Here is a 19,014-nt window from a genome sequence, read left to right on the forward strand (position 1 = left end):
GTAAAATGGTTGCTGAATTATAGCTCTTTAGCTTGTTTTCGCCAGCATGAATTACTCTGCTGCCAGGGATAATGATGGCACGCTCTACATTACGTCTTAGTCGGCACCATAACATTAAGTATGAACAACTTTTTCCCAGGAATTTTCGTAAAAATAGTGGTACTTACCCTCCCCGCTTCGGCAGCGGAAAATTCACTGCTTCGACATTCACGGTTTGGTGATTAATCCTGTCGATATCCACGGAACTCTGCCCGTTTTCATTGATGGCATGAACATTAGCGAGGGAAAGCAGCGTGTCCTGGCGGGCCATAAATTGACCACGGACATCTTTACGCAAATCGAAGCGCATTTTTAACGCCGGGCCAATGACTGAAGTTTGCATCACGTCGATATTACGCAGAAAAAGATGCTGTGGTTGATTATGCAGTTCCAGCGTAGCACGCGTCATCCGTACGTTGGTGATGGCGACAAAAGAGGGGGTGTTACCGGAGGAAATTTGAATGCCGCGTAATTTATAAGCAACCTGGCGATTATCCAACCGAATAGCGTTTAATTTAAAGTTTTGCGGAATTGACAGGTATTTGCCTTTAACGACGCCATAGCCGATGAGCATCCCAGCACTATTCGTCATATCAATATTATCAATGACGAAATTATCACAGCCATAAATTGCGATCGTTGCGTTATCAATACCTGCATTTTTACTGAAATCGGGCGTGATGTTTTTGGCTTTTACATTGCGAATGACGAAATGTTTGCCATTTTCTACGTGCACCAGCTGTCGGCAATCAGATCCGGTAATATTGGCCACCACAAAGTTTTTTACTGCCTGGTCTTCAGGATAACTATTGTCATAGGTGCTACCCGCCAACCCGATGCCGATCCCCCAGTTGATTTTGCCATTGGTACAATCAATGCGTTCGATGACATGATCGGAAATCAGGATGTCGCGGTCGTGAATCGCGACATTCCACTCAATGGCGTCCCCCTGCAAATCGCTAAAGCGGCTATGCGTAATCCGCGCGCCGTCCATTTGGTTATGAAATCCCTGGCGGAGAATGGCGTAGTTGGCGTGGGTAACGGTGATGTCATCGATAATGAGATTACGCATCACCTGCGGTTCCTTACCGCCAATGAAAATTTGCGCGACGGGGCCAAAGCCGCTCATCGTCACGCCTTTAATCACACAGTCCGACCCGCGAACATCCAGCGTCACATTGTGCAGACTGCCGCCCTGCTCCCCCATCACCTGACACCCGTCCTGCAAAATAAACCTTCCCCGGCCATTCCCACGCACCGCGCCCTGTATCCGCAGCGTTTTTCCCGCCGGAATCGTTATCGCCGCATTGATATTTTCACACACCCATCCTGGCGGTACGACCACGGTCTGTCCGTCGGCGAAGGCCTGTTTGAACGAGGCGATACCGTCATCCGCCGGATAATCCTTAATATCGACGGTCTGGCGAGGTTCACGCGCCTGTACCGGCAAGGCGCGCAGAAAAGGAAGAACAGCAAGCGCGGAACCTGCCGTCAGGAGGGTACGTCGGGAGAACTTATTCACGGGCATACCACCTCGTTTATATTGTTTGTAGCAGGCTGGCTAACTGGCGATTAATCGCCTGCTGATTAAAATCTTGCGCCACTTTTTCACGGGCGCGCGTGATCACCGACTCCAGCGTGTCGTGGTCAATCCGGCTGAACTCAGCGAGTCGGGCCGCCAGCGCCTGCGCATCGTTTTCCGGCACCAGCCAGCCGGATTTGCCGGCCTCCACCAGTTCCGGAATGCCGCTATGCACGGTAGACACCACGGGAATCCCCACCGCCATCGCCTCCATCAGCGCTACCGGAATACCTTCCATATCGCCATCCGTACCGGTAATCGACGGCAGCAAAAAAACATCGGCGTCATCCAGCATCGCCTTCACTTCATGGCTCGGTTTAAACCCCGGCATCTCAATGACATCCTCTAGCTGATACTGCTCGATGAGCGTACGCAGCCGACGTTCCCACGGGCCAATCCCCAGAATGCGGTAGCGAAACGCCACGCCCTGCGCTTTCAGTTGCCGACAGGCTTCAATCGCCACATGCAGGCCTTTTTTCTCGGTCAGGCGCGCGACGGAAATCATCTCCAGCGGCATCCCTGGCGCTTTCACCGGACGATGGGTAAAACGCGTCATGTCGACGCCCATGCGCGAAACGGCAATCTTTTCCGGCGGACAGCCCATACTTTTCAGGCGACCGGCCCACAGTTCGCTGATGGGCAGCATCAGATCGCCACGACGAAACAACTGCTGATACTCCGGCGTGTAATGACTGAGCACTTCGCGGCTGGAAATATCAATCCCGTGGAAAATAGTCGCGATTTTGCCGCGAAGCACGCCCAGTTCGCGTAGTTTGGCCGCCGTCACGCCCGCCGGACCAAAGTGTGCGATAAACACATCCGCCACAAAAGGGTGGCTCACCTGCGCGCAAATCGCGGAAAGGATCAAATTGCGTGATTCATCGCCATAGCGGGTAAAATTGAGCGCTTTCCAGGTCGCCGCCCGATGCAGCCCCGGCAGCGTTTTACATGCCCGGTAGCGCAGTTTCGCCAGCCGTCCCTGGGGCTCATCCTGTAACCAGCGGGTTTTCGCCGCCAGGCCATACTTCTCCCAGGCGGCGTGAGTATGTTGGGTATCGCCTTTTTGTAACGCGACAATCTCCACCTCATGGCCCATATCAACAAACGCAGTAATCTGATTCAGCACAAAGGTTTCCGATGAGAGTGGAAATTTCAGCAGAAAAAAGCTGACTTTCATTGTTCCTCCCGAATTCTGTCGAGAACGGATTTGATCATCGTGAACCCTTTCGCCCGCTCCTCGGTGACGGCGTTAGCCACTTTTGCCTTTAGCGCAGGCAATTGATTGAGCGTATCGGCCACCACGCTTTGTAATGAACCGTTCAGCAAGTGACGGATATCGATAGCCAATTCCGCCAGGCCTAGCTGCTGCATAATCCCGGCGGATTTATGTTCATAATTAATGGCGATAGCGGGCGTGCCAAAATTCATGGAGATAATGGCGGAATGCAGGCGCGTCCCGATGGTCAGTACGCAGGATGCGAGGATCTTTCCGATTTCCACATCATTGAGTTCGTCCATCGCGATATGGAAATGCTCTGAGTCGTTTACATAATTCGCCATCCGTAACGCAACCATCCGGTCATCGCGGTTATAGCGATCGATACTGGTGCAGGTCGACAGCGCCAGTACCTGATAACCGTCCGCAATCAGGCGATTCACGACCTGGGCAAATGCCTGCTCATAGGCCTGCTGAGTGGTGCCCAGGCGTTTATCAAACGGCTCCAGATCGCGCAACGTAATCGCGACGGTTTTGCGGCGCGCGGTGACGTCCAGCCAGTGCTGCACAGCATAACTGGCGACAAACTCGTCGTGACGGCGTTCGACTAACCAGGCAGTATCCACCCCCTGCTCCACTTTCCGGGTATCGATCTGCGCGGCGGTCATCAGATCGCGGCTGACGGTTTCACGCAGGATCAGCGCACTGGTGCGTCCAAAAACATAATTGGCGAGCTGGTTAAAGTCAGGGTTCTGGAAAGGGCCGACGCTATGTCCCACCATATAAATTGGTTTGTTCGCCATAAACGCGCACAGCGGATATTCAAAGTGAGTCAAACCGTATAAGTCGACATAGTTTGAACCGCCCACCTGAATGACGGCGTCATACTGCGCAATAAATTGCGCGAATTCGGCAAATTCCGGCGCGATAGCAAAATTACGCAGCGAACCTTCCTGGGCGACTTTAGACAATAAAATTTTATGCTGAAAACGACGACGTAATACTTTTTTCACCCGACCGTTAAGCCCTGCCGCCGCCTGCTGTTTCTGGCTTAACTGATACAGCGGGTCGGCAATAATCGGGCGCCCCTGCAACCAGGCGGAACTCACCGGGAAACGGCTCATCACATCCATCTCCGCCTCTGGCGCCTGTTGACGGATGGCATCAAGCAAACCGCGCATAATGGCGCTATCACCACGGTTGCCGCATGTGTGGTTGCCTAAAATTAATAATTTCATAAATAGCCTCTTATATCCCCGTCATCCGACACGTAATAACTTTTTCATTTTTGCACTGCCAACAAGCTGATTTTTAATTTCCATCACCAGCGCATTGCGTGAAAAAATAATCATCAAAATAAAACTCAAAATACCGACCATAACCTGTAGCGCGAATACCCCTGACAACGGTAAATAGCCATCGACCAGCTTTCCTGCGCCGTAGCTGGTAATAAATGTTGGCAATGAGAGATAAAACGGTAGCCACAGGCTGAGAATATACTGACGATAGCTGGAGCCGAGTACCGGCTTAATCATCACGAAATAGCTCAGAATGGTGTTGATGATTTGCACCACCAGGAACCCCAGCGTCACGCCAATCGCCCCCGCCAGATGGCCGCCAATGAGAATTGCCGGGATAAACAGAAACGTTTTAAAAACGTTGAATTTAAAGCTGATATCCACGCGCGCTTTCGCCATCAGCAGCGAACCAATCGGGTTGCCGACTGAGCGCAGCAGCCCCACCACGCACAGCAATTGCAGGATCGGGATAATGCTGTTCCACTTCTCGCCAAACACTAACGGCACAAAATTGTTCGCCACTACCATCAGGCCCAGCAGCGCGGGAAAATTGATAATTCCCACCACGGAAAGCAACTTATAGAAGTTGACGCGCAGCTTCTCGGTATCGTCCTGGATTTTGGCGAATGCCGGAAATAGCACGCGAGTAATGATGGGGTTAAGCTTCGCCGGCGGCACAACCGCCACGTTGTACGCGAGGTTATATCCCCCGGCGACGCTTGCGCCGAGAATTCTCGCCAGTACCAGCGTCGATAAATTCGTGTTGATGTAATTGACGATACTGTCCGCCGTCAGCCACGCGCCAAAACGCAGGTTCGTGGACACCGATGCCAGCGAAAAATGCAGCCCCGGACGGTAAATCTTGCGGCCAAAGTAACCAAACAGCAGCGTTCGCACCGCGCTGTTCACCAGATAGCCGAGAATCGCGGTTAACGCCAGCGGCCAGTAATGGGCGCTAATCACCGTAAAGGTGAACCCCGCCAGCACGGAGGTCGTTTCGATCATGCCGATCTTATTGAACTCCAGCTCTTTTTGCATCAGCGCGCGGAACTGCTGCCCGTGAGGGATCACAATAAACGCCAGCGACAACGTTTTGATTAACGGCGCGAGATCCGGGTTATGCAAAACATGGGCAATCGCATCGCTCAGCCAAAAGACCACCGCAAATACCACAATCCCAAGCCCAACGTTTAGCCAGTAAAGCGTGGTCAGCTCCAGATGCCCAATCGTTTTACGCTGGATAATCGAGTTCGCGATGCCAAAGTCCGAGATCGTGTCGGCCAGCGCGATAATCACCAGCGAGACGGTCAACAGGCCAAACTGGTGGTTGTCGATGATCCGCGCCAGCACCGTCATCTGAATTAACCCCAGACCGATAATCACTATCGTGGCGATAGCCGACCATTTAGCGCCGCTGATCGTTTTTTGTCGTAAACTCATTCTTTTCTCCAGAACCTGTTCACAAGGCGTCATTGGCGCAGCCAGATTGAACACGGACAGCGCGGAAAAACCGGAGAGTACACGCTGGTTCAATATGGCAAGTAAAATAGCCTTGTGGGTCAGGTTCTTAATACGCCGCTTTATTAACAAACCCTTTAAAAATCGTCAGAAAAACGATTTTGATATCGAACCAAATACTCCATTCGCGGATGTATTCCAGGTCGAATTCCACGCGTTTTTCCATTTTCTCCAGCGTATCAGTCTCACCGCGCCAGCCATTAATTTGCGCCCAGCCGGTGATGCCCGGCTTCATCTTGTGGCGTAGCATGTAACCTTCAATCAACTGACGATACTGTTCGTTATGCGCCACCGCGTGAGGGCGTGGACCGACGATAGACATCCCGCCGGTTAACACATTGATAAACTGCGGCAATTCATCCAGCGAGGTACGACGCAAAAAGTTACCTACCCGGGTGACGCGCGGATCGTTTTGCGTCGCCTGGGTAACGACCTTATCGTTCTCCATCACCTTCATTGAGCGGAACTTCCAGACCTTGATCGGCTTGCCGTCCATCCCGTAGCGCGTCTGACGGAAAATCACCGGCCCGGGCGAGCTCAATTTGACCGCCAGCGCAATGCAGCACAGTACCGGTGAGATGAGCAGCAGAATCAGCGACGCCAGCACGATATCCTCTGCCCGTTTAAGCAGACGGTTAATCCCTGACAGCGGCGTGTCATACAGCGGAACGACCGGAACGCCGCTCATCTCCTCCACGCGCGAGTGGAGAATATTAAAGGTGAACACATCGGGAATAAGGATCACCGAGCAGGTGGTGTCGGCCAGCTCGCGCACCAGTTTTTTCACCATGGCGCCGTCGCTCATTGACATAGCGATATAAACATTGTGAATTCGCGAGGCTTTCGCATCGTCAATTAACTGCTCGAAGTTCCCGGCCCAGTCAGCAGAGACGCCGCCCGGTTTGGGATCGTGATAGACGCCCACCACCTCAAAACCCAGCCACGGCTCATTACGGAAGCTATCCAGCAACGCCTGGCCCGCAGGCAAATCTCCGGCGACGGCGACCCGGCGAGTGTTATAACCACGATTGCGTAGCCAGCCCGCGCCGAAACGAATAAATGAACGGCATAACACTAAGCCCAGGCTGGACAGCGCATACCAGGCCAGCCAGGTGGCAAGGCGGTTGTCAAAGTCATCATTAAACGCCACCAGACCGGCGCTGAAGATCAGGCTCAGCGTCCAGTTTTGCAGTAACAGCGTTAACTCTGTCGACATTTTGACGCCGCGCCAGGAGCGATAAAAATCGGTCATCCCGCCCAGCATTTGAAAAACAACCAGCGTAATCAGCGCCACCAACAGGTGCATGTACAGGAATGGCAGTCCACTGACTTCACAGATGAACCACAGCCCGCCAAACATGATGGTGATATCTGAAAAGCGTTGCACCATAGAGATTAACGATGCATTGGTTTTGGCTCGTTCGCGCTTTTTTAGATTTGTCATCGTTGTTCCTGTGATTGGCCCCTTACCCGCAGGCGGTAAGGGGAGATCTGACGTTACTGATTCAGCAGCGCCAGCAGAGTGCGTGTTCGCGCTTCCATCAGCGGAATATCGCCGCGTGACTCCACATTCAGGCGCACCACCGGTTCGGTGTTCGACGAGCGCAGGTTGAAACGCCAGTCGGCGAACGACATGCTGAGACCGTCCGTGCGGTCCACTGCCTGCGCCTCTTCCGCAAAGTGCGCTTCCACCCGCGCGATGGCCGCCGCTGGCTCCGCCAGCCTGCTGTTGATTTCCCCGCTCGCCGGGAACGCCGCCATCCGGTCGCGGACCAGTTCACCCAGCGACTGTCCCTTCAGGCACACCAGCTCCGCCACCAGCAGCCACGGGATCATTCCGCTGTCACAGTAGGCAAAATCACGAAAATAGTGATGCGCGCTCATTTCCCCGCCATAAATGGCATCCTCCGTACGCATCCGCTCCTTGATAAAGGCGTGCCCGGTTTTTGACATCACCGGCGTCCCGCCCGCCGCCGTCACCACTGCCTCCGTGTTCCAGGTCAGGCGCGGGTCGTGGATAATCTTCGCCCCCGGGTGTTTTTCCAGAAACGCTTCCGCCAGCAGCCCGACGATGTAGTACCCCTCGATAAACTGCCCTTTCTCATCGAACAGGAAGCAGCGGTCGAAGTCGCCGTCAAAGGCGATGCCCATGTCCGCCCCGTGTTCAATAACGGCCTTGCGGGTGTCGTCGCGACACTCCGGCAGCAACGGGTTGGGAATGCCGTTCGGGAAGGTGCCGTCCGGGGTGTTGTGGATTTTGATGAACTCCACCGGCGCGCCCAGCGCCTTCAGACGCGCTTCGATGGCGTCAATGACCGGCCCCGCCGCGCCGTTGCCGGAATTCACCACCAGCTTCAGCGGGGTGAGATTGTTAACACTGATGTAGGCGAGCAGGTGGTCGATGTAGGCGTCGCGCAGGCTGATTTGTCTGTAGCTGCCGCGCGCGGCGTCGTTCACCGGCGGGAAATCGCCCGCTTCCGCCAGACGCTGAACGTCGCGCAGACCGGTGTCGCCGCTTATCGGGCGGGCGCCCTCGCGCACCAGCTTCATACCGTTGTAGTCCATCGGGTTATGGCTGGCGGTCACTTCAATACCGCCGTCCACGCCGAGGTGGAAGGTGGCGAAGTAAATCTCTTCGGTGCCGGACATACCGATATCCAGCACGTCGACGCCCGCGTCCTGTAACCCTTTCGCCAGCGCCAGCTTCAGCGCCTCGCTGGTCAGGCGCACGTCGCCGCCCAGCACGATGGTTTTCGGTTTTAAATATTCGCCGTAAGCGCGGCCAATCCGCCACGCGATATCTTCATTGAGCTCTTCGCCCAGCCTGCCGCGAATGTCGTAGGCCTTGAAACAGGTTAATTTTGTCATGTTCTTACCCTTCTTCAGGCAACAGTTAGCCCTGACCGTAAATGGCCAACATCGTTATTGTTGTTCATTGCCGGATGGCGCGTTGCGCTTACCGGGCACCATTGCAGGCGTCAGACCCGCCCGTAACGGTCCTCGAACCGCACCACGTCGTCCTCTTCGAGATACGAGCCGGAACGCACTTCAATTAAATCGAGCGGTATTTTTCCCGGATTTTCCAGGCAGTGAGTCGCCCCCAGCGGAATATAGATGGACTCGTTTTCACCGAGCAGCTTAACCTCGCCGTTGATGGTGACTCTGGCGGTCCCCGCCACCACCACCCAGTGCTCGGCGCGGTGATGGTGCATCTGCACCGACAGTCCTTCCCCCGGCTTGACGGTAATGCGCTTCACCTGATAGCGCTCGCCCGCGTCGATGGAGTCGTATTTGCCCCACGGGCGGTAAACCTCGCGGTGCATGTGGTGCTCATGGCGTCCGTCGGCCTTGATCTTCTCCACCACCTTTTTCACGTCCTGCACCGCGTGGCGATCGGCAATCAGCACGGCGTCTTTGGTCTGCACCACCACCAGATCCTTCACGCCGACGGTGGTCACCAGGCCGGATTCGGCGTAAACGTAGCTGTTTTCCGTTTTATGGCTGATGACGTCGCCGTGGTGGACGTTTCCCTCCGGGGTGTGGGCGCTGATTTCCCACAGCGAGGACCACGAGCCGACATCGCTCCAGCCCGCGTCCATTGGCATCACCACCGCGTCCGCCGTCCGCTCCATCACCGCGTAGTCAATGGACTCTTCCGGACAGGCGAGGAAGGCCTCTTCATCCACACGAATGAAGTCAAGATCCGGATCGACGCCGCGCATCGCCTGTTCACAGGCGGCCAGAATATCGGGGCGGAACTTTTTCAGCTCTTCCAGATAGCGTCCGGCGCGGAACAGAAACATGCCGCTGTTCCAGTAGTAATCGCCGCTGGCGACGTAGGCCTGAGCGGTTTCCAGCCCCGGCTTCTCAACGAACTGCGCCACCTCAAAAGCCACCGCATCCGTCGCGCCCGGCACGACATCACCGCGCCGGATATAGCCATAGCCGGTTTCCGGCAGATCCGGCACGATACCGAAGGTCACCAGTTTGCCCGCGTCGGCATAGGGCATGGCGTCGCGCACCGCGTCGCGGAAGGCCTCTTCATTGGCGATCGCATGATCCGCCGCCAGTACCAGCATCAGCGGATCGCAGTCCGTATGCTGGCGCGTCGCCGCCAGCGCCGCCAGCGCAATCGCCGGCGCGGTATTGCGCCCGGCGGGCTCAAGAATAATGTTCTCCGTCAGCTTATTGAGCTGGCGGAGCTGTTCGGCAACGATAAAACGGTGCTGTTCGTTGCAGATAACCACCGGGCTTTCGCACTCCACGCCGTTCAGACGGCAAATGGTGGTTTGCAGCATGGTGAGATCGCCTTTCAGGCACAGAAACTGTTTTGGATAAAGCACGCGAGAAAGCGGCCACAATCGGCTACCGGAGCCACCGGCCATCACAACCGGGTAAAGTTTTGTCTGACGCATTATCATCCCCGAATATCTGCAATAAATTGGCGTAGCACGTTCTCTTTATTGAGCGTGCGTTCGGCGTATTCACGTGCCGTCGTGTTGTTTTTCGGCATGGCGAGCGCCTGGCTAATCCCGTTAACCAGCGCGTCGGTCGACTCCGGTTCCACGCAAACGGCGATGCCCGGATAGCGCGCGCAAAGTTGTCCTAATTCGGTGTGCGGCTCAGCGGTAATCACCGCATTACCGCCGACCGCCAGAATGTTAGTCAGCTTGGAGGGCAGTACCGCATCCGCCGCGCCGCGCTTTTGCACCACCAGATGGCAGTCGCCCATTTTCAGCAGCGCGGGTAAGGCGTCGTAAGGCTGCAGCGGGAGGAATTTAATATTTGGCAGGCCGCGTTCGCGGGCCATGTTCTCCAGCCGCGCCTTGCCGCCCCCCTGGCCGACAATCGCGAAAATCAGCGGTCGATCGCGTAATCGTTCCGCGGCGTCTATCACCTTTTCCAGCCCTTGCTTTTCGCCGATATTGCCGGAATAGAGCACGATTTTTTTACCCTCTGGCAAGCCAAGCTGCTGACGCAAAGCCGTCACGTCAGCGTCATTAACGTCCTGAAAGCGCGCCACTTCCGACCAGTTCGGAAAAAAGAGGATTTTTTCCGCCGCGACGCCCTTTTCCCGCGCTTTATTCATCATGGAGCGAGAGATGGTCGAAACATTATCAACGCTACGCAGCGCGCTACGTTCAAAGGCCGTTGCTAACCGCGCTACGCTGCCGCGCTTACCTTTTCCCGCCATTCCTAAGCCGAGCATGGCATCCACTTCGTAATCCTGAATATGCAGTACGGTACGCGCGCCGGAGAGTGTCGCCAGCAGACGCATTCCCGGCGTACAAAAGAGCGTCGGTACAACGCCGATAATCCGATCCGGCTTCCAGCGACGCTGCGCCATCAGTGGGAAAAAACTGCTCAATGCAAAGCTCCCCAGATGAAGCAACCGTTTTAAGGTGGAGGGCTGTTTCGGCACATACAGCGGGCAGCGCCAGACGGTAGCCTCGCCCTCTTCCCGGCGATAGCGCCAGGCGGAATAGCGCTCGCCGACCTTCCACTGCGGGTAGTACGGCGGCGCGGTAATGACTCGCACCTCATGGCCTTCCCGCGCCATCCACGCCACCATTTCGCCGGTATATTTGCCGATACCGGTCAGTTCCGGCGAATAGTTAATGCCATAGACCAGGATCTTCATAGGCCCACCGCCGGCGCGTCAGGAAGGAAGTAGGCCCGACTGTTCTCATGAACATTATCGCCTGCCAGAAGCTGTTCCGGCGTCAGCCAGCGGTAACTGCCATGCTGGGCGTCAGGCAGGCGTAAATCGCTCTCCGCCACGCGCAGACGAAATCCGAGCACGATGTAGTGAGTTGAAAAATCCTCACCGGAAAAGTTGTCGTCATAGAAGTGCTGCCAGACGCCATAAAACGTCCCTGCCGCCAGCGGCAGACGCACGCCCAGTTCCGCCTGCGTCAGGCGTGCAAAGGCGGCCTCCAGCGTTTCGTCTTTGCACACCCGCCCCCCCGGCACAAACCAGTAGCCCTGCGCCGGACGGTTGAGACGCTGGCCCAGTAAAATTTCCCCCTGGCCGTTTTCCACAATGAAATCGAGGGAGATGAGGGGCGTCGCCCGCACCACGGCGGCGAAATCTTCCTGACGTAAAAACATTGTCACCCCCGGAACCGTTGCTGATTCTCAAGGAACCACTGGTAAGTACCGGCAAGCCCTGCCTCCAGTGATATTTCGTGATACCAGCCAAGCTGATGCAGGCGCGTGACGTCGAGCAATTTACGCGGCGTGCCGTCCGGCTTCGTGGCGTCGAACACCACCCGGCCCTGGTAACCCACAACCTTTGCGATAGTCTGCGCCAGCTCGCGGATGGTGCAGTCCACGCCAGTGCCGACGTTAATGTGCGACAGCATCGGGGCGGTGTTCTCCTGCCACACTTCGCGCGCCAGCTCCATCACGTGAATACTGGCCGCCGCCATATCGTCAACATGCAGAAATTCGCGCATCGGCGTGCCGCTGCCCCACACCACCACCTCCGGCGCATGGCTCTGCGCAGCCTCATGAAAGCGGCGCAGCAGCGCCGGGATCACATGTGAATTGTCCGGATGGAAATTGTCATGCGGGCCGTACAGGTTGGTTGGCATCACCGAACGGTAGTCGCGACCGTACTGCCGGTTGTAGGACTCGCACAGTTTAATCCCGGCGATCTTGGCGATGGCATACGGCTCGTTAGTCGGCTCCAGCGTTCCCTGCAGCAGCTCGCTTTCCGCCATCGGCTGCCTTGCCAGTTTCGGATAGATACAGGACGAACCGAGAAACAGCAGTTTGTTCACGTTGTGCAGGTGCGCGGCGTGAATAATGTTGCTCTCTATCATCATGTTTTCATAGATAAAATCCGCCGGATACGTGTTGTTGGCGACAATGCCGCCCACTTTCGCCGCCGCCAGATAAACCTGGTCGATACCCGCCCCGGCAAAGAACGCCTGTACCGCGCGCCCGTCGAGCAGATCCAGCTCATCGCGGGTGCGCAGCACCAGTTCCACGTCGCCGCGCTGCGCAAGCTGCCGTACAATGGCGGAGCCCACCATCCCGCGATGGCCCGCCACAAAAATTCGTTGCTTATTCATTCTCAGGACTCCAGCGCGATGGCCACCTCGTAACCGTGAGATTTCAGCAGTGAGTGTTTTTTCGCGGCCTCCAGATCGTTCGCCACCATCTCGGAGACCATCTCCGACAGGGTGATTTCCGGTTTCCAGCCCAGTTTCTCATGCGCTTTGGACGGGTCGCCCAGCAGGGTTTCCACTTCCGCCGGACGGAAATAACGCGGATCAACGGCCACAATCACATCGCCCGGTTTCACGCCCGGCGCATCGTGTCCGGTAACGGATACCACGATCCCTTTTTCATTAATGCCTTCGCCTTCAAAGCGCAGTTTTATCCCCAGTTGCGCCGCCGCCAGCTCCACAAACTGGCGTACGGAATACTGCACGCCGGTGGCAATCACGAAATCTTCCGGCTGCTCCTGCTGTAACATCATCCACTGCATTCGCACGTAATCTTTCGCATGACCCCAGTCGCGCAGCGAGTCCATGTTGCCGAGATACAGGCAGGACTCCAGTCCCTGGGCGATATTGGCGATGGCGCGGGTGATCTTACGGGTGACGAAGGTTTCGCCGCGACGCGGGGACTCGTGGTTAAACAGAATGCCGTTACAGGCGTAAATACCGTAGGATTCACGGTAGTTGACGGTGATCCAGTAGGCGTACAGTTTCGCTACCGCATAGGGGGAACGCGGGTAGAACGGCGTGGTCTCTTTCTGCGGAATTTCCTGCACCAGACCGTACAGTTCAGAGGTGGAGGCCTGGTAGAACCGCGTTTTCTTTTCAAGACCGAGGAAGCGGATCGCCTCCAGCAGGCGCAGCGTGCCCATCGCATCCACATCGGCGGTATATTCCGGCGACTCAAACGACACCGCCACGTGGCTCATCGCGCCCAGGTTGTAGACCTCGTCCGGCTGCACTTCCTGTAAAATGCGGGTCAGGTTGGAGGCGTCGGTCAGGTCACCATAATGCAGATGAAATTTCGGGTTGCAGCTGTGCGGGTCCTGATAAATATGGTCCACGCGCTCGGTATTAAACGATGACGCGCGGCGCTTGATACCATGCACCTCATACCCTTTTTCCAGCAGAAATTCTGCCAGGTAAGACCCATCCTGTCCGGTTACGCCAGTAATGAGAGCGACTTTTGACATTTTCATTTCCTCAAATAGTCCCGTTAGGGAGTAACTTTCTGAACGCGCTGGCGCGTTACCACTGCGGGATTGCCCCGACAAATCGCATTTGCCGGTAATGATTTAAATACGCTGCTGCGCGCGCCGACGACGGTGCCATGACCTATCGTCACGCCGGGCGCGACAAAAACATCGGTTGCCAGCCAACATTTTTCGCCAATAACAATCGGCGCGGCGTTAATATCGAAATGGGCGCTGGTATAATCATGGCTACCGGTACACAAATACCCTTTTTGTGAAATGACCGCATGTGCGCCAATATTAATTTCACCCAACGTATATAACACAGCGTCGTCGCCTACCCAGGCATAATCGCCGACGGTTAATTTCCACGGATAGGTAATTTTTACTGACGGTCGGATAACCACATTCTTTCCAATTTTGGCGCCAAACAGACGTAGCAAAAAAGCTCGCCAGCGATACAATATTTGCGGCGACCCGGCGAATAATGTCGCCTGTACCGCCCACCATAATTGTACTTTTAGCGCATTAGCGCCGCGGAACCCTTTCGGCACCGTAAAGCCGCTAAGATCCTGCATAATAACTCCCGGTGATTAGACTTTGTTATACCGCGCTTTTGTTTTACCCGTCGTTTTCAGACGTAATAAATAGGATAATTGCGCCCAAAACCCTGGCACACGTAATATTTTTCGCTGTACATTTTTTGCATCCTGACATAATTCCAGATTATTCGAGGTTGACACGCCGCCCATCGAAAATTCAGATACCAGTCCGTTAATTCGCCGAAAAGGATAGCCTGCTTTATAGAGACGGGCCGCCAGCGCATAATCTGAAGAGACATGATATTGCAGATCATAAGGATACTTTTTTAACGCTACCGTCGGGAAAAATATCGCCTGATGGCTGGCTGGCAAACTATGGTAGATATAATACCCGGGTTTAGCCTTCCGGCGTATTTTATGCCCGCCGCCGAAATCCAGCAGCGCGTCGCCAATATACATCGCCTCGCCCTTTTGTCGCGCCAGTTGGCGGACAAACAGCGCGGCATCATCATGGAACGCATCACCGGAATTAAGAAACAGGGTATAGCGCCCCTGCGCCAGCGCAATGCCTTTGTTCATGGCATCATAAATACCGCGATCCTTTTCACTGATAAAACGCAGGTTAAACTCACCGTGACGTTTTTGCAGAAATTCGCGCGTGCCGTCCTCCGAACCGCCATCCACTACGATCCATTCAAATGACAGACCCGGATCGCGCGCCAGATTGCGCAGCGAGCGCCAGGTTTTTACCACCCCTTCGTAATTGCGAAAGGCGACGGTAACGACGCTTAAAAACATGCCACCACCCCGTTATGAAATTTTTAACGCCTTGCGCAAAATGAACGGACAGACGATTAAAAAAGCATATTCCGGGCTAAATATTGAACCGGTAAAAAACAGCGACACCGGCGTAAAAAGATAGAGCTGCACCCGAAAATTGCGATTATCGCCAAACGCATTTAGCGCCATTTTTAAAACTTTCCCCATATACCACAGCGTCATTAGCACTGCGAACCAGGAAAAATAAATAATCAGTAGATACAATCCATTGTCTATGGTTTTCCCGACATCCGCACCGTTAAAGATTCCGAATGATGCGACATATTCATAAAGTGAGCCAAATCTGACTACACCATCAATATGGGTCAAGGAATATCCGACCATGACTAAGGGGCCCACAATACGATAATAAGAAGATGAGCCTTCCGTCCCTAAATCGCCAAGTCGTGTCGCGATATAAGGAAATGCAATAATTACCCCAACCAAAAACAGGGTTAATGAGACCAGCGCCAGTGGAAGTTTTTTCTTTATCGCATCCTTATTCAAATATTGGAACGCCCACTCCAGAAGATAAAACAGGATAAAGGTCATTACCCCTGAAAATGATCCTGATAATATTATCCCTGCCAGAATCATAGCATCGCTTTTCGGTGTTTTGATACCAAACTGTTTGATGCTCAGCCAAATTGAGATTAGTGCCAAAGCGAAAAATGCCGGTTCAAAATAAAGCGCAGTGGTACGCTTACCGCCAAATTTTATGAAGTTCAGTACGTAGCTATTACTGTAAATGAGATATTTCGAAATTCCTTCCATAATACTGCTGCCGCCGGTAAGGATAATTTGCGCCATCTCAACCGCGGCGAGCGCGACCACTATACCCACCACCAGATAAAAAAAACGCAAAATCTTTCGGTGGTTATGCACGGAAATGGTTTTGAATCGGATACTCCAGACCATCCCGATAATGACCACAATATAGACAAACAGCATCGTGGACGTGACATATTTACCAGCATTCAGCGACTGGCCGAACAGGAAGTTAAATGCCGTAAGCCCCGCGCCGATGCCTAAGGCGATCATCAATTTTTTTACGCTAATGCGTTCCACAAATAACAGCAGCAACAGCGGTAAAAAAGTGACGATGGTAATGGGAAAGCTTTCCCCCAGTTGGGCAATCTTGACATTGACCAGTAGGTAGATCAGCGGCAGCAGCAGGTAGCTACAGATTCTGATAGAACGAGACATACTCCTCCAGCATCTGTTGACCGCTGTACGCGACGCGGCTACGCATACGAAAGGCGTCCAGTGTTGTGCCAAATACCGCCTGAGCAATCTCTGGCTTACGCCGCTGCGCCAGGCGCAGTACATCTGTAGCGGCAAAGGTCTGGCCGCCGGATTTCGCCAGCACCTCCTGCGCCGCCTCGCTGTGGGTGGCGATTACCGGTACGCCGATCGAGAGCGCTTCACACAAGATCAACGGATAGTTATCGACCCGCGAGCTAAAGACCAGCGCATCCATCTTATTGAGCGCGCTCATTAATTTGCGCTTATCGGTTTCAAAACCGTGATTAACAACGTTTTGGCCAGTAAAAGGCGAAAATTTACCAAAGGTATGCAGTTCAATTTTTTCGCCCAGCGCCATCATGTCGTGTACCAGACGCTGGTCAGTTTTGCCGTCGTAACGCAAGTCATGCGCCACAATGGCAATTCGCGGTTTGCCCGGATTCAGCGGCACAGGTGATAGCTGCGCGAGAATCGCCTCGGTCGCCAGATCGATACCGTTGTTAATAATCTGGCAGCGCCCCGCGCCATAAACGCTGTTAAAGGCCTCGGCCACGTGCTGGCTCGGCGAAATAAACCGGCAGCCCAGCCGCAGCATGTCCCGAAAGCGCTGACGTTTGCCGTCAATAAGCTGGTGCGCCCGATCCACCCTGACCGGCGGATAATTGCTTAGGGTCGGGCATTTTTGGCAGCCGCTTTTCCAGCCCTCGCAACCGTCGGTGAAGGCGCAGCGCCCGGTGACGCTCCAGTGATCGTGCAGCGTCCAGACCAGAGTGACGTCCGGTTTTTGCGCTTTGACTTTTTCGCAAAACGTCACGATGTCCGCCAGGTTTAGCCAGTAACTGTGGAGAACATGAAAATGCAGCACCAGCGGGCCGGATGTCTGGATAACCGTGCGGTAAAGATTGTCGAGATTGCCAAACAGATCGCGATTCAGGAAACGAAATAGCGCGATATTGGCGATTGCCGTGCCGCGCGGCGTCTGTTTTATCACCTGCGGATAGCGGTGGTGACTGACGCTTTTTTTTCCGCCTTTGCCATAACCATAGATAAAACGCGACGTCAGCCCTTTTTGCAGCGCCCGCAGATGGAGATCCAACGCCACTCCCGCCGCGCCGCCTTCCGCCAGCCGTACATTAAATTGCAGAATATTCATGTGCTGACCTTCACCCGTGCTTTTTCTCCCACCACCAGTGCATGGTCCGGAATACTGTCAAGCACCACGCTACCCGCGCCAATCGTGACGTGATTACCGATAGTAATATCGCCAAGCAGGATGACATTCGCCCCCAGCTCAACGCCGTGACCAATCACCGGACAAGCCAGGCTGTCCGCGCCGCGATTGCCAATGGTGACGCCGTGGCGAATGGTAAAATCGTCACCGGCGACGACATGTTTGTTGATCACTACCGCGTAACCATGATGGATAGTGAACCGCCGACCAATGGTCGCGGCGGCCTGGATTTCATACCCGAACAGGCATTCCGTGATCACGCGATACAGCACCAGCACCGGCGCGGCCCACAGATTATTCAGCACATTCTTTTTGCGCCAGACGGAACAAAAATGAGCGATACGGTAGGCCAGCACCATGCAACAAGGGCGTAAGCTCCAGCTATTCGCGCGTAAGTCTTCCAGCATCGTTATCGCCCCCGCAGCCCGGCCGCCAGGCGTTTGCTATTACGCACGGAGAGCAACGTCAGCAACGTGCGCCAGGTCATTCGCTTATTGCGAATTTGGTACAGGGTAAAAAGCTGGTATTTTTTACTGGCGCGATCAAATTTATCTTTGTGCTTACGATAAAAATGGAAATAGCCGGAGAACTTTTTCGGCGAAGAGGTAATCTGCATCTCGCCGTGGTTGATATGTAAAATTTGCGTCGCCTCTTCGACTTTCCACGGTTCGCCATACTCCACCACCATGCGCAGAAAAATGTCGTAGTCCTGCGCCGCCTTGAGTTCGGTATCGAACAAACACGCTTTAAAACGCCAGGCCCAGGTAAAAACCTGATTGCCAATAATATTGCGCTTGTAGAACAAGCGGCGCGAATAAGGGGATTTCGGATACAGCGGCAGGCTGGCAGGCTGAGAGTAGACCTCGCCCTCGCACACATAGTCGTTGGCATACAAAAAGGCGTGCGTAGTCAACTGGTGTTTATGGGCCAGAAACACGCTCAGACGGTTTGGCGTCCATTCATCGTCATCATCAATACCGGTAATGTAATGCCCTTGCGCCTGCATAATGGCCTGGTTGCGAACCGCGCAGGCGCCAGTATTCCTGGCGTTATGGGTATAACGGACGCGCGGGTCGTTCAGCTCCTCAACAAATTGTTGTAGCTGCTGATAAGACGAGGAGCAATCATCCACGATGATCATCTCCCAGTGACGGTAGTCCTGACGTAGTACTGATTTAATCGCCCGGATAGCCAACTGCTGCCTGTTCCAGGTTGGCATATAAATTGAGATCAGCGGATTGTCTGTTGTCATGCTTATTCCCCAGATAGTTTTGCCGCATGGCGCTACGCTTGTCCGGCCTACAGTCACAGGCCGCGCCAT

The 19,014-nt window shown here is 54.5% G+C and carries 17 protein-coding genes; all 17 read right to left on the bottom strand.

Features of this window, described 5'->3' with window-relative positions; genetic code table 11:
- Window positions 1-163 precede the first annotated feature (163 nt).
- Window positions 164-1,567, bottom strand: coding sequence for a colanic acid biosynthesis protein WcaM (wcaM, locus tag ACLJRE_RS09175; RefSeq protein ID WP_001144954.1), 1,404 nt, complete (start codon window positions 1,565-1,567; stop codon window positions 164-166).
- 10 nt (window positions 1,568-1,577) lie between these two features.
- Window positions 1,578-2,798, bottom strand: a complete 1,221-nt coding sequence (gene wcaL, locus ACLJRE_RS09180) for a colanic acid biosynthesis glycosyltransferase WcaL (RefSeq protein ID WP_000868528.1) — start codon at window positions 2,796-2,798, stop codon at window positions 1,578-1,580.
- Window positions 2,795-4,075, bottom strand: coding sequence for a colanic acid biosynthesis pyruvyl transferase WcaK (gene wcaK / locus ACLJRE_RS09185; RefSeq protein ID WP_023212544.1), 1,281 nt, complete (start codon window positions 4,073-4,075; stop codon window positions 2,795-2,797). Before wcaK ends, wcaL begins: the two co-directional genes overlap by 4 nt.
- Window positions 4,076-4,096: 21 nt before the next feature.
- On the bottom strand, window positions 4,097-5,575 hold the full coding sequence (wzxC, locus tag ACLJRE_RS09190) for a colanic acid undecaprenyl disphosphate flippase WzxC (protein ID WP_000058682.1): 1,479 nt from the start codon (window positions 5,573-5,575) through the stop codon (window positions 4,097-4,099).
- Window positions 5,576-5,702: 127 nt separating this feature from the next.
- Window positions 5,703-7,097 carry an undecaprenyl-phosphate glucose phosphotransferase gene (gene wcaJ, locus ACLJRE_RS09195; protein WP_000183163.1) on the bottom strand — a complete coding sequence of 465 codons (1,395 nt, stop codon included), beginning with the start codon at window positions 7,095-7,097 and terminating at the stop codon, window positions 5,703-5,705.
- Window positions 7,098-7,150: 53 nt separating this feature from the next.
- Entirely contained in the window at window positions 7,151-8,521 is a 1,371-nt protein-coding gene (gene cpsG, locus ACLJRE_RS09200; protein WP_000164185.1) for a colanic acid biosynthesis phosphomannomutase CpsG, read from the bottom strand.
- A 110-nt stretch (window positions 8,522-8,631) separates the two neighbouring features.
- Window positions 8,632-10,074: a mannose-1-phosphate guanyltransferase gene (gene cpsB, locus ACLJRE_RS09205; RefSeq protein WP_000605943.1), complete on the bottom strand. Its 1,443-nt coding sequence runs from the start codon at window positions 10,072-10,074 to the stop codon at window positions 8,632-8,634.
- On the bottom strand, window positions 10,071-11,294 hold the full coding sequence (gene wcaI, locus ACLJRE_RS09210; protein WP_023252071.1) for a colanic acid biosynthesis fucosyltransferase WcaI: 1,224 nt from the start codon (window positions 11,292-11,294) through the stop codon (window positions 10,071-10,073). The genes cpsB and wcaI overlap by 4 nt, the downstream gene beginning before the upstream one ends.
- Entirely contained in the window at window positions 11,291-11,764 is a 474-nt protein-coding gene (locus tag ACLJRE_RS09215; RefSeq protein ID WP_023212545.1) for a GDP-mannose mannosyl hydrolase, read from the bottom strand. The genes wcaI and ACLJRE_RS09215 overlap by 4 nt, the downstream gene beginning before the upstream one ends.
- 2 nt (window positions 11,765-11,766) lie before the next feature.
- The gene (locus tag ACLJRE_RS09220) at window positions 11,767-12,732 is read right to left on the bottom strand and encodes a GDP-L-fucose synthase family protein (RefSeq protein WP_001041702.1); all 966 of its coding nucleotides are present in this window, start codon (window positions 12,730-12,732) and stop codon (window positions 11,767-11,769) included.
- Window positions 12,733-12,734: 2 nt separating this feature from the next.
- Window positions 12,735-13,856: a GDP-mannose 4,6-dehydratase gene (gene gmd / locus ACLJRE_RS09225; RefSeq protein ID WP_000048160.1), complete on the bottom strand. Its 1,122-nt coding sequence runs from the start codon at window positions 13,854-13,856 to the stop codon at window positions 12,735-12,737.
- A 23-nt stretch (window positions 13,857-13,879) separates the two neighbouring features.
- On the bottom strand, window positions 13,880-14,434 hold the full coding sequence (gene wcaF / locus ACLJRE_RS09230) for a colanic acid biosynthesis acetyltransferase WcaF (RefSeq protein ID WP_001153603.1): 555 nt from the start codon (window positions 14,432-14,434) through the stop codon (window positions 13,880-13,882).
- A gap of 15 nt (window positions 14,435-14,449) precedes the next feature.
- On the bottom strand, window positions 14,450-15,196 hold the full coding sequence (wcaE, locus tag ACLJRE_RS09235; protein WP_000480134.1) for a colanic acid biosynthesis glycosyltransferase WcaE: 747 nt from the start codon (window positions 15,194-15,196) through the stop codon (window positions 14,450-14,452).
- 12 nt (window positions 15,197-15,208) lie between these two features.
- Window positions 15,209-16,423, bottom strand: a complete 1,215-nt coding sequence (gene wcaD, locus ACLJRE_RS09240; RefSeq protein ID WP_000091402.1) for a colanic acid polymerase WcaD — start codon at window positions 16,421-16,423, stop codon at window positions 15,209-15,211.
- Window positions 16,398-17,615, bottom strand: a complete 1,218-nt coding sequence (gene wcaC, locus ACLJRE_RS09245) for a colanic acid biosynthesis glycosyltransferase WcaC (protein WP_023212546.1) — start codon at window positions 17,613-17,615, stop codon at window positions 16,398-16,400. The genes wcaD and wcaC overlap by 26 nt, the downstream gene beginning before the upstream one ends.
- Window positions 17,612-18,100, bottom strand: a complete 489-nt coding sequence (gene wcaB, locus ACLJRE_RS09250) for a colanic acid biosynthesis acetyltransferase WcaB (protein WP_000888724.1) — start codon at window positions 18,098-18,100, stop codon at window positions 17,612-17,614. The genes wcaC and wcaB overlap by 4 nt, the downstream gene beginning before the upstream one ends.
- Before the next feature lie 2 nt (window positions 18,101-18,102).
- Window positions 18,103-18,945, bottom strand: a complete 843-nt coding sequence (wcaA, locus tag ACLJRE_RS09255) for a colanic acid biosynthesis glycosyltransferase WcaA (protein ID WP_000205695.1) — start codon at window positions 18,943-18,945, stop codon at window positions 18,103-18,105.
- Window positions 18,946-19,014: the final 69 nt, after the last annotated feature.

Origin of the sequence: Salmonella sp. SAL04157, from assembly GCF_046551635.1 — a bacterium.
Taxonomy (GTDB): Bacteria; Pseudomonadota; Gammaproteobacteria; order Enterobacterales; family Enterobacteriaceae; genus Salmonella; species Salmonella enterica.

Excerpts from the sequence above, each read along its gene's own strand:
- wcaC (WP_023212546.1), bottom strand. The coding sequence starts at position 17,615 with ATGAATATTCTGCAATTTAATGTACGGCTGGCGGAAGGCGGCGCGGCG.
- cpsB (WP_000605943.1), bottom strand. The coding sequence starts at position 10,074 with ATGATAATGCGTCAGACAAAACTTTACCCGGTTGTGATGGCCGGTGGC.
- wcaK (WP_023212544.1), bottom strand. The coding sequence starts at position 4,075 with ATGAAATTATTAATTTTAGGCAACCACACATGCGGCAACCGTGGTGAT.
- wzxC (WP_000058682.1), bottom strand. The coding sequence starts at position 5,575 with ATGAGTTTACGACAAAAAACGATCAGCGGCGCTAAATGGTCGGCTATC.
- wcaJ (WP_000183163.1), bottom strand. The coding sequence starts at position 7,097 with ATGACAAATCTAAAAAAGCGCGAACGAGCCAAAACCAATGCATCGTTA.
- wcaB (WP_000888724.1), bottom strand. The coding sequence starts at position 18,100 with ATGCTGGAAGACTTACGCGCGAATAGCTGGAGCTTACGCCCTTGTTGC.
- wcaM (WP_001144954.1), bottom strand. The coding sequence starts at position 1,567 with ATGCCCGTGAATAAGTTCTCCCGACGTACCCTCCTGACGGCAGGTTCC.
- wcaE (WP_000480134.1), bottom strand. The coding sequence starts at position 15,196 with ATGTTTTTAAGCGTCGTTACCGTCGCCTTTCGCAATTACGAAGGGGTG.
- ACLJRE_RS09220 (WP_001041702.1), bottom strand. The coding sequence starts at position 12,732 with ATGAATAAGCAACGAATTTTTGTGGCGGGCCATCGCGGGATGGTGGGC.
- wcaA (WP_000205695.1), bottom strand. The coding sequence starts at position 18,945 with ATGACAACAGACAATCCGCTGATCTCAATTTATATGCCAACCTGGAAC.
- cpsG (WP_000164185.1), bottom strand. The coding sequence starts at position 8,521 with ATGACAAAATTAACCTGTTTCAAGGCCTACGACATTCGCGGCAGGCTG.
- wcaF (WP_001153603.1), bottom strand. The coding sequence starts at position 14,434 with ATGCAGGATCTTAGCGGCTTTACGGTGCCGAAAGGGTTCCGCGGCGCT.
- gmd (WP_000048160.1), bottom strand. The coding sequence starts at position 13,856 with ATGTCAAAAGTCGCTCTCATTACTGGCGTAACCGGACAGGATGGGTCT.
- wcaI (WP_023252071.1), bottom strand. The coding sequence starts at position 11,294 with ATGAAGATCCTGGTCTATGGCATTAACTATTCGCCGGAACTGACCGGT.
- wcaL (WP_000868528.1), bottom strand. The coding sequence starts at position 2,798 with ATGAAAGTCAGCTTTTTTCTGCTGAAATTTCCACTCTCATCGGAAACC.
- ACLJRE_RS09215 (WP_023212545.1), bottom strand. The coding sequence starts at position 11,764 with ATGTTTTTACGTCAGGAAGATTTCGCCGCCGTGGTGCGGGCGACGCCC.
- wcaD (WP_000091402.1), bottom strand. The coding sequence starts at position 16,423 with ATGTCTCGTTCTATCAGAATCTGTAGCTACCTGCTGCTGCCGCTGATC.